The following is a 10,289-nucleotide window of genomic DNA, read 5'->3' on the forward strand; positions in this document are numbered from 1 at the left end:
CGCGCGGTTCAGACACGGCCATGCCGTCGGCCGGCGCGAAAGCGCATCCCTTCATGGGCAATGCTCCATTTCCCCCCGCAGAGGACGCATCAACACGCCTCCGTCTTGTCATTTATGATCCGACTATAGTGCCAGGGAGCGGATGCGAGCCATGCAACGAACGAATGGTGGGTGCACCATCAATCGCCATTCATGCCGGGACAAGTGATCGAAAACACCCGTTTTCCGTTGGTAAGACGCACGTTTCGTAACGAAAGTATGGGTTTTGGCAGAAAAACTCATCCGTTCTGCAGATAAAGATCGATCTCGCCCTGTTCCATGACATGGGCGGTGCCGTGGATGATTCCGTTCGCCACCTGAATGATGCGGTGGATCATCGCAACGGAGGTCTGGCAGTCCATCCGGAGCTTGTCGGGATCGCCGCTGTCGATATCGGTTCCGATCCGCTCCAGCGTGTGGGCGATCACCTGATGGGCCTGGGCGATGGTGTCCTCGAAGGGACGGCGGAACTTGGACGGCACATGGCCGTAGGCCTCGATCGCCAGTTCCTTGTCGGAAAAGCCGCTGTCGCGGAAATGCTCGGCATAGCTCTTCGGCTGCCAGATGCGGCATTCCTCCAGCATGTCCGGCATGTCCGGGATCATCTCGATCAGCATCACGATTTCGTTGAAGTGATTGAGATAATCGGTCGCGAGCAGGGTCTTCTCGGAGATGTTGGTCCCGCGCACGCGATCCCGCCACCGGCCGAAGTCGGCCAGTTCATCCGGCGGAATGCCATCCATCAGGGACCGATCCAACTCTTGGTCTTCCATGCACAAACCCGGACCCGATGCACGCTTCAACGGTGAAGCGATGTCCTTAACGTTGGATTAAACGCGTTGCAAGCATCGGGTTGCGAAAGCCCCCTATTGACGCGCGGAAACGGTGGATTCACCGGCCGGGCACAAAAACTCGCCGCCGGCACCAGTCCGCATGCTGCGGCGGCGCCCGGCGGCGAAAAGGACTGGCGGTTCAGGGAGGAATCACACCATTGCCCGTTCAAACACGACCACCGCCGGTTGGTTCCCTCACATCCCGGTCGGATTTGCGCCCGCGCACCGGTTGCAAAGAAAAAAGCGCCGGCCTGGGGGAGGGCCGGCGCTTTCGAGGATCGGGAACACTCGCCTCGCCCTCAAAAGGCACATCGCATGAGGGCAATGTCAGAGTAGCCCGGTAAGTCTTTCAGAACGGTTAAGGCCCCTACTCCGCCACCCCCTATACGGGAGTGGTCATAGGCCGCCTTTCCACTCCGTCGGAACATGCCCCGCCGGTTTTCATACTATGCATAGAGAGTAATCCCTTAACGGTATCTCGAATAAATCTTTCGGGTTCACTCCCGTTAGGCCGTGGACTGCGCCATATGAATTTGACCGTTGCAGGCCGTGATGCGTCAGTCTGTGCTTCGAAGCAGCGGCGATGGCATTGGAGCCTTCAGCGGCATCGCCCGCCGCAATCGCCGTCGGACACGCAAACCGGGTAAGGAGCGGCCGCAACCGGGAAACCGGGGGGCGGACAACGGGTAGGACGTCAGGAACACGCGCCGCAGAAAGGCACGGGGAGAGAGATGGAGCAGTACACCGGTCACTTCATGCAGCATTTGCCCTACCTGCGCCGCTATGCCCGCGCGCTGACCGGGACGAACGGGCGGGGGGACGCCTTGGTGACCCGCACCCTGGAATGGTACCTGGAGGCGGACGAGGATGAGACCGGCCGTGGCGAAGGTCTGTCGCGCGGCGCGCTCTACCGCCATCTGAACAAGCTTCAGGATGAAGAAGGCGCGCCGCCCGCGGTCGCTCCCTACCATCCGGTCGAATCCGCGCTGATGACGCTGGACGAGACCGATCGGCGGCTTTACCTGCTGGTCAATCTGGAGGATCTGCCGGTCGGTGACGCCGCCGCCGTCCTGGAGCTTCCTCCGGAAGACGCGCTGGAACGGCTGACCCACGCCCGCGAGCGCGTTCGCACCCGCCTGACCGCCACCATCCTGATCGTGGAGGATGACGCCATCATCGCCTACGACCTGGCGGAGACGGTGCGCGGCATGGGCCACATCGTCTGCGGCAACGCGGCGACGATGGACGAGGCGCTGTCGCTGGCGGCGGAGCACCGGCCGACGCTGGCGCTGATGGACATCCGGCTGGCCGACGGCGACAACGGGCTGGAGGTGGCGCGCGAACTGCGGGCCCGCCGCTTCCTGCCGGTGATCTTCGTCACGGCCTTCCCCGACGATCTGGCCAAGCACGGGCTGGAGCATCTGGGGCCGGTGATTCCGAAGCCCTTCACCCGCGACCAGATCGAACAGGCGATCACCCGTGCGGTGTTCATGCCGCAGCCGGAGGACGCTCACGCGACGGCGCAGCCCCACTGAGGGGCGGCGCCGCATGACGCGGGTGGCCTGGCGGAAGCAGGCTGGCGGAAGTGGCTTAGCGGAAAACGACGGTCTTGTTGCCGTTCAGCAGCACCCGGTGCTCCACGTGGTAGCGGACGGCGCGGGCCAGCACGATGTTCTCGATGTCGCGCCCGATGGCCACCAGGTCGTCGGGCGTCATCGTATGGTCGACACGCTCGGCCTCCTGCTCGATGATCGGGCCTTCGTCGAGGTTCGACGTGACGTAGTGCGCGGTGGCGCCGATCAGCTTCACGCCGCGGGCATGCGCCTGATGGTAGGGCTTGGCGCCCTTGAAGCTGGGCAGGAAGCTGTGGTGGATGTTGATGACCCGGCCGGCCATCCGCTCGCACAGCGCACCCGACAGCACCTGCATGTAACGGGCGAGCACGACGAGGTCGACCTTCTCCTCCTCCACGATCTCCAGCAGGCGGGATTCCTGCTGCACCTTGTTGTCGGGGCCGACCGGCAGGTGGTGGAACGGGATGTTGTGCCAGGCCGCCAGCTGGTAGAAGTCCCGGTGGTTGGAGACGATGGCCGGGATTTCGATCGGCAGGTAGCCGGTGCGGTAGCGGTACAGCAGGTCGTTCAGGCAGTGGCCGAACTTCGACACCATGATCAGCACGCGCGGGCGGCGCCGCGCGTCGTGGATCTTCCAGGTCATACCGAAGCGTTCCGCCACCTGGGCGGCGAACTCGGCCTCCAACTGCTCCTTCGTCGGGCCGGCCGGGTTGCCGTTGAAGCTGACGCGCATGAAGAACAGGCCGGAGATGCGGTCGCCGAACTGCGCGCTGTCGATGATGTTGCAGCTCCGCTCCGCCAGGAAGCCGGACACCGCGAAGACGATGCCGACGGTGTCGGGGCAGGAAACGGTGAGGATATAGTCGGAGCCGGTCTCAGACATCGCGCGTCCACCATGACGTACAGCATGAAAAGGGGGAGGCTTCCCTAGCACGAACGCCGCGATGTTGCACCCGCTTCATGAGCGATCCCGCACATGGCTGCACCGTCAAGCGGGATTGCCCCGGATATCCGGCCGGCCCACGCCGCTCTGGCGCCCGCCGCCCGGCGGTGCGACAATCGGCACAGTGCGCAACGGTCGGCAGAAACAGGGCGGAGTCACCCCATGGCATCCGGCGGCAAGATCATCGGCGAATACAGCAAGGGCAAGGTCGACAAGCTGCTGACGGCCGATGCCGCCGACAGCAGCCGAAGCCAGCGCATCCGCCGCTTCCTGGAAAACATGGATGCCGCCATCCTGGAGGCCAACTGCGAGGTCATCGGGCGCGAGTTGCCGAACCTGAACCGGGACTCCTTCCTGCGGATGGCGGTGCGGGTCGCCGAACTGCGCGCCGACTATATCCGCGCCGGCCTGCACATGTCGGAAGCCCGCCATCCGGAACAGTCCGCCGTCGCCGAACTCGCCCGCCTGCGCACGGCTTACGAGGAAATGCTGGCGGTCTACGAAGCGGCCGAGCGGGTGATCGAACGCGGCTACGCGAAGCTGGGGTGAATACCCCGGAAACAAAAACCCCTCCTCCGCGGACCTGCGGAGAAGGGGAGCGACCGATCGATTTCGAAATCGGCCACGTCGAATTCAGTGGCAACCTCCATAGCGACGCCCGGTGGCCGGGATAGCGGCCGGGTACCGGGGGTCAGACGTCGCGGAAGTGTTCCAACTCACGTCGCAGGCTGGTTGCTTCCTGCCGAAGGCCGACGATCCGGCCGGCATCAGGCCTCGGCTGCTGTTTCTCGCGTTCGAGCTCACCCTCGACTTCGCGCTGCTCTTGCCGGATGATGTTGAACAAGGCTTTCCTCAACATCGACACCTCCCGAGCTGATCGCTAAAATTTTAGCGCTTTTTCAGACTGTCATCAAGCAATCAATCACGTCTGTCGAATCCTCGTTCCGTCAAGTCTGCCCGGATGACGGGACGCTCACAAATATTCAGGAATGGTAACCTGCCCGGCCTTGACAATACTTATTCGTCACCGCATTGGTTAACGAATCGGGGTAGAGCAACGGATAGGGCGATCGCACGTCGCAGCCCTTCCTTCACTTGCAGCACGGTATTTTTCGCCATGGATCGTCGACAGCTGCTTGGGCTCGGGCTGAGCAAGCTTTGGTTAACCGCGTTCGGTGCGGCGGGGCTCGCGCTGGCGCAGCCTCTCTCGTCCGGCTCCGCCCTCGCCGGCCAGCAGCGGCCGGAGCGCAAGCCGGCCAGCGGCACTTCGCCACAGTCCACCCCACGGTCCCGGCTGGTGATGCTCGATCCCGGCCACGGCGGCGCCGACCCCGGCGCCATCGGCACCCGCGGCACCCACGAGAAGGCGGTGACGCTGGACATCGCCCGCGAGGTCGCACGCCTGCTGGCCGAGCGGCACGGCATCACGGCGAAGCTGACGCGGCGCGACGACCGCTTCCTGGCGCTGGACGAACGGGTGGCATTGACGCGCACGGCCGGAGCCGACCTGTTCGTGTCGATCCACGCCGACAGCGCCCCCAATGCCGATGCCCGCGGCATGTCGGCCTACATCCTGTCCGAAAAGGCGTCCGACGCCTTCGCCTCCCGCCTTGCCCAGCAGGAGAACGAGGCGGACCGATTCGGCAAGCGGGGGACCGGCGGCGGCAACCGCATCGTCAAGGACATCCTGATGGACCTGACGGCGCGCCACACCCGCCATGCCTCGCTGGCCGCCCGCCAGCTTCTGGTTGAAGGGGCGGGGAAGGAGCTTCGCCTGCTCGACAACCCGATGCGCGCGGCGAATTTCGCGGTGCTGAAGGCGCCGGACGTGCCATCGGTGCTGGTGGAGACCGGTTTCCTGTCCAACCCGAAGGACGAGGAAATCCTGAGCGATCCCACGGCGCGCCGGGTGGTTTCCCGCGTCCTGGCGCGAGAAATCGCGAGCGTGCTCTCCAGCCCAGCTTTCGCCTGATTTTGCCCTGAGACTGCCCGAAGCGTTGCGGCGATCATCCCTTCGCAGCCGCAGCGACTGCAACATCCGTGCATCACCTGGGGACAAAGTGACGATGACTGGTGAAGGCTCCGAATTTCCCCATTGCAAACGCCGTTCCGCCGTGACTTTTTCCGGCCGCGCGCCGCATCCGCCCGGCGCTCGGCACGCTGGCGAAGGGAGGCACGCTGTGACGGGTTTGAGCCGCCTTGGGACGTTGTTCGCGCTCGCCTGCACGGCCGGGGTTTCGCTGGCCGGCTGCGGGCCTCTGCTGCTCGGCACCGCCGGCGGCGCCGCGGTGGTGGCGTCGCAGGAACGCGGCTTCGGCGGCTTCGTCAGCGACACCGAAATCCGTGCCCGCATCAACTCGCTGTGGCTGCAGCATTCGGTCGACATGACCAACCGGATCGGGCTGACGGTCGACCAGGGCCGCGTGCTGCTGACCGGCCGCGCCGCCGACCCGCAGATGCGGCTCGACGCGGTGCGCCTCGCCTGGCAGGCGCAGGGCGTCAAGGAAGTCATCAACGAGATCCAGATCGACAACGGCTCCAGCATCGTCGACACCGCGCGCGACACCTGGATTTCGACCCAGCTTCGCAGCCGGATCACGTTCGATGCGGATATTCATAGCCAGAACTACAGCATCGATACCGTCGATGGCGTTGTCTATCTGATGGGTGTCGCCGCTTCTCAGGAAGAGCTGGACCGCGCGATCCAGCACGCCCGTTCGGTTCCCAACGTTCAACGCGTCGTCAGCTACGTCCGTCTGCTCTCAAACCTCCAGGGTTGAAACCCGACCGCCATGGCCTCCGCCCTTTCCCGCGTCCTCGCCGCACTCCGCACCGCCACCGTCGCCGCCGCCCTGATCCTGCCGGCGGCGGCCGTGGCCGGTCCCGTTATGGCGCAGGACGCGGTGACGGGCGAGGCCGTGACGGGAGGCGCCGTGACGGGCGGCGCCGTGATGGCGGGCGTCGTGACGGAGGATGGCGGCGGGGCGGACAACCCTACCGCCGGCACGCCCGGCCCGGCCAACCGCCTGTTCGTCCAGGCTCTGCAGCTGATCCGGCAGGCCGACAACACCTTCGACGTCGCCGAGGAGTCCCGCCTGCTGAAGGAGGCGGACAAGCTGTTCAACGAGATCGTGACGAAATATCCCGACAGCCCGCTGGCGGTACAGCTCGTCACCAACCAGTTCGTCGGCGACTTCGATTTCTACGAATTCCGTTCGCGCATCCGGGCGCTGGTCTGCAACGACGCGCTGGGCAGCCTGTGCTTCCTCCACCGCATCGGCGAGATGCTGCCGCCGGTGGAGACGCCGATCAATGCCGCCCGCTGGGACTGGCTGTCGCTGGCCGTCGCCTACCAGCAGCTGGGCGATCCCGGCCGCGCCAAGGAGATCATGGCCCCCTTCGTCAGCGCGGTGCGCCGCGGCGGCGTCGCCGACAGCTCCGGCCAGGATCTGTTCGTCGCCCGCGCGCTGTCGCTGATGGGTCAGACGCCGCTGGCGCTCGACATCACCCGGCAGATCAACGACTGCTCCACCCGCATCTACAACCTCGCCGACATCGCCAAGGCGGCGTCCTGGCGCGGTGACGCCGCGTTGACCAACGCGCTGGCGGACGAGGCCAAGAACTATGCGTCCAGCCACAACTGCGCCTGGGAGCTTGGACTGGTCGCCCAGTCGCTGCTGCGCGCCGGCAAGGAGGCGCAGGCCCGCACCCTGTTCCTGAACACGGTCGAGACGCAGTTCTCCAAGTTCAAGGAAACCCGCGGCGACTGCTGCCCGCCGGAATTGGCGGTGGCCGCCGCCGACATCGGCGAGCCGAAGCTGGCGCTGGGCCTGCTCAGCACCGTGCAGGACGAGAATCCCTGGACGATCCCGGCCGTGCTCGGACGACTGGCCAAACGCGGCGAGACCGGCATGGCTGTCGCCTATGCCGAGCAGGTGGCCGATATCGACACCCGTGGCGAGGCCTTCGCCGAACTGGTCGAGGCCGCGATGAAACGCGGCGAGCCGGCTGCGGCCAACGATTTGATGAACCGCCTAAACAAGCTGGTCGACGATGCAGCCGGCCGCCGGCCGGGGTTGCTGGCGCAGCGGGCGAAGGCGGAGAAGGCCTTCTACAACGATGACCGCTGGCGCCGCAGCTTCCAGCTGGCGATCAACGCCGCGGAAAAGGCCAGCAACTTCGTCCGCCGCGACATCGGCGCCCCGCTGCTGGCCGCGCTGGTCCGGATCGAGTCCGGCCTGCCGATGCTGGACTGAGGGGGGAGTTCCCTCACCCCACCGCCAGCACCAGCTTGCCGACATGCTGGTTGCTCTCCATCAGCCGATGGGCGTCGGCTGCATATTCGAGCGGGAATACCTCGTGGACGACCGGCTTGATCCGCCCCTCGGCGATCAGCGGCCAGACGCGGGCCTTGAGCTGCTCGGCCACCGCCTGCTTGTAGGCGACCGGGCGCGCCCGCAGGGTGGAGCCGGTCAGCACCAGCCGCTTGGTCATGACGGGGAAGAAATTCACGGTCGCCGTCGCTCCTCGGACGAAGCCGATGCAGACATAGCGTCCCTCGACCGCCAACGCGTCGATGCTGCGGGCGACGTAATCGCCGCCGACGATGTCGAGCACGACATTCACGCCCGCCCCGCCGGTCGCTTCCTTGACCACCGCGACGAAATCCTCGGTGCCATAGTCGATGCCCCGCTCGGCCCCCAGCCGGACGCAGGCGCCGCATTTCTCCGCCCCGCGGGCGGTGGCGAAGACCCGCGCACCGAAAGCGGCGCCAAGCTGGATCGCCGTGGTGCCGATGCCGGACGTGCCGCCATGGACCAGCAGAGCCTCGCCGGGCTGGAGCGCACCGCGCTCGAACACATTCGACCAGACGGTGAAGAAGGTCTCCGGCAAGGCCGCCGCCTCTGCCATAGACAGGCCGGCGGGGATCGGCAGGCATTGGGCGGCGGGCACGACGCAGAACTCGGCATAGCCGCCGCCGGCCAGCAGGGCGCAAACGGGGTCGCCGACGGACCAGCCCTCCACCCCCTCGCCCAGTGCATCGACGGTGCCGGCGACCTCCAGGCCGGGGATGTCGCTGATACCCGGCGGCGGGTTGTATTTGCCGAGCCGCTGGAGCACGTCCGGCCGGTTGACGCCGGCGGCCTGGACCGCGATGCGGATCTCGCCGGGCGCCGGATCGGGGACCGGGCGGCGCGCCGGGACCAGCACCTCCGGCTTGCCGGGCTGGCTCACTTCGATCGCGGTCATGCTTCTGGAGTCTGTCATTCGGATCGTCCCCTGCCCTGTCGTCGTGATGGATTTGGGGCACTGTGTCGCTGCGGAGGAAGGTGCGTCCACGCGGCGATGGATCCGATTTCGTCCTGCGGAAAAGTCAAAAAAATGGCCGTGCTGTCATCAGCACGGCCAGTCTCCGAGAGAAGCGCGAACATGCAAAACAACACATCCGCCCGATGAGAAAGGAACGCCTTTCCCGAGACAGACAATCGCACCAACCTGCCGGTAACTCCCGAGAAATCGACCTCTTTTCCATTCCGTGGAAACGGCTTTATTTCCAAGAAAGAAGGCCGCGCTCCGTCAGGAACGCGGCCTTTAGTGCGCCAGGGAGGATATGCCGACGTGCACCACCTGCCGTCAGCTCTTGGCGTCTCGCATGCTGCTTGACCGTGTGTGGACTGGATCAGTTCGGAACCGGAACGCGCCCGCCCAGTTCCTGCGTCACCGCCGCGGCGGCGCGCTTGACCATCTCGCCCAGGGCGCGCAGCCGCGCATCCTCGATGCGCCGGCTGGAGCCGGAGAGCGACAGGGCTCCCATCACACGGGAATTCTCGTCGAAGATCGGGGCGGCGACGCAGCGCAGGCCCGACACCCGCTCCTCCTGGTCCAGGGCATAGCCGCGCGAACGGACCAAAGTCAGGTCGCGGTACAGCGCCGGCAACGACGACAAGGTGCTGCGGGTGAACTGGCGCATGCCGCGCTGGGTCACGATGGTCTGCACCTTGGTCTCGGTCATGCCGGCCAACAGGGCCTTGCCGACGGCGGAGCAATGCAGCAACGTGCGGTCGGTCTGCGGCACCGCGACCTGGGCGGCGCGGGGACCGCCGACGCGGGCCAGATAGAGCGCCTCGCCGTTCTCCTCGACCGCCAGATTGACGATCTCGCTGCTCTCCTCCATCAGGCGGCGCATGCGGGGACGGGCGACATCGACCAGATTGCGGGTCTTCAGGAAGTTGGCGCCGGTCATATAGGCCTGGACGCCGACCACCCAGCCGCGCGCGCTCTGGTCGAAGCGGACGTAGCGCTCGTACTGCAGGGTCGTCAGCAGGCGGTGGGTGGTGGAAGGCGACAGGTTCGCCGCTTCCGCCAGCTCGGTCAGGGTCATCGGACCATCATTGGCGCCGAGAATGGTTAGAATGTTCAGCGCGCGGCAGAGCGACTGCACCACCTGTCCGCGCTCGGCCTTGGCGTCGGCCTTGCCGTTGTCGTTCTTCTCGCGCGGCGCCTCGATGATCGCCGACTTGATGATCGCCGCGGCGCCCTCGCTGGGGTCGTCGTGGATGATCCGGCGTGCGATGGCGGCGGCGGTCATGCTGTTGGTGCGGGCTTGCGCTTTCATGTCCCATCTCCCTCGGGGTCCGGCGCGTTTGTTGCGCCTGTCTGTTGCGGCTGATGGCGTGAGTGACAGAAGCTTCGCTTGAACCGCGGGACCGTCGCGAACGGCGGCCCCGCGGGGTACCGGTCAACCTTTGAAAATCGACTGCATGGTGGAGCCCAGGCTGGCGGGGCTGTCGGCGACGGCGATGCCGACCGACTTCATGAAGTCGATCTTGAAGTCGGCGGTGTCGTTGCCGCCGGAGATCACCGCGCCGGCATGGCCCATGCGGCGGCCCGGAGGAGCCG

Annotated in this window: 10 protein-coding genes and 1 pseudogene; 5 read left to right on the plus strand and 6 right to left on the minus strand. The window is 66.0% G+C overall.

The window, feature by feature from the left end:
* Positions 1–278 precede the first annotated feature (278 nt).
* Complete coding sequence (locus tag VD964_RS05755) at positions 279–782, minus strand: hypothetical protein (RefSeq protein WP_108548066.1); 504 nt, start codon at positions 780–782, stop codon at positions 279–281.
* Between the two features lie 821 nt (positions 783–1,603).
* Between VD964_RS05755 and VD964_RS05760 the strand changes: the two genes are divergently transcribed.
* On the plus strand, positions 1,604–2,407 hold the full coding sequence (locus VD964_RS05760) for a response regulator (RefSeq protein ID WP_324866480.1): 804 nt from the start codon (positions 1,604–1,606) through the stop codon (positions 2,405–2,407).
* 55 nt (positions 2,408–2,462) lie between these two features.
* On the opposite strand, the gene purU is transcribed toward VD964_RS05760, so the two are convergent.
* Complete coding sequence (gene purU, locus VD964_RS05765; protein WP_324866482.1) at positions 2,463–3,329, minus strand: formyltetrahydrofolate deformylase; 867 nt, start codon at positions 3,327–3,329, stop codon at positions 2,463–2,465.
* A gap of 222 nt (positions 3,330–3,551) precedes the next feature.
* Here purU and VD964_RS05770 point away from each other — a divergent pair, with 222 nt between their 5' ends.
* Positions 3,552–3,938: a hypothetical protein gene (locus VD964_RS05770; RefSeq protein WP_324866484.1), complete on the plus strand. Its 387-nt coding sequence runs from the start codon at positions 3,552–3,554 to the stop codon at positions 3,936–3,938.
* Between the two features lie 142 nt (positions 3,939–4,080).
* Here the strand turns inward: VD964_RS05770 and VD964_RS05775 are convergent, their stop codons facing one another.
* A complete protein-coding gene (locus tag VD964_RS05775) occupies positions 4,081–4,233 on the minus strand; it encodes a hypothetical protein (RefSeq protein ID WP_324866486.1) in 153 nt (50 codons plus the stop codon).
* Positions 4,234–4,506: 273 nt separating this feature from the next.
* Between VD964_RS05775 and VD964_RS05780 the strand changes: the two genes are divergently transcribed.
* The 3 genes from VD964_RS05780 to VD964_RS05790 all read left to right on the plus strand — a co-directional run bounded on the left by VD964_RS05780 (position 4,507) and on the right by VD964_RS05790 (position 7,645).
* The gene (locus tag VD964_RS05780; protein WP_324866488.1) at positions 4,507–5,361 is read left to right on the plus strand and encodes an N-acetylmuramoyl-L-alanine amidase; all 855 of its coding nucleotides are present in this window, start codon (positions 4,507–4,509) and stop codon (positions 5,359–5,361) included.
* 208 nt (positions 5,362–5,569) lie between these two features.
* Positions 5,570–6,169 (plus strand): BON domain-containing protein, encoded by a 600-nt coding sequence (locus VD964_RS05785; protein ID WP_324866490.1) that lies wholly within the window; start codon positions 5,570–5,572, stop codon positions 6,167–6,169.
* Positions 6,170–6,181: 12 nt separating this feature from the next.
* Complete coding sequence (locus VD964_RS05790) at positions 6,182–7,645, plus strand: hypothetical protein (RefSeq protein ID WP_324866492.1); 1,464 nt, start codon at positions 6,182–6,184, stop codon at positions 7,643–7,645.
* Between the two features lie 13 nt (positions 7,646–7,658).
* Here the strand turns inward: VD964_RS05790 and VD964_RS05795 are convergent, their stop codons facing one another.
* From VD964_RS05795 to VD964_RS05805, 3 genes and pseudogenes are all read right to left on the minus strand, one after another.
* The gene (locus VD964_RS05795) at positions 7,659–8,657 is read right to left on the minus strand and encodes an NAD(P)H-quinone oxidoreductase (RefSeq protein WP_324866494.1); all 999 of its coding nucleotides are present in this window, start codon (positions 8,655–8,657) and stop codon (positions 7,659–7,661) included.
* A gap of 412 nt (positions 8,658–9,069) precedes the next feature.
* Entirely contained in the window at positions 9,070–10,005 is a 936-nt protein-coding gene (locus tag VD964_RS05800) for an IclR family transcriptional regulator (protein WP_324866496.1), read from the minus strand.
* A 123-nt stretch (positions 10,006–10,128) separates the two neighbouring features.
* Positions 10,129–10,289 (minus strand): annotated as a pseudogene (locus tag VD964_RS05805) (succinate--CoA ligase subunit alpha); the annotation flags it as partial.

The sequence above is a fragment of the Azospirillum sp. genome (assembly GCF_035628975.1).
GTDB lineage: Bacteria > Pseudomonadota > Alphaproteobacteria > Azospirillales > Azospirillaceae > Azospirillum.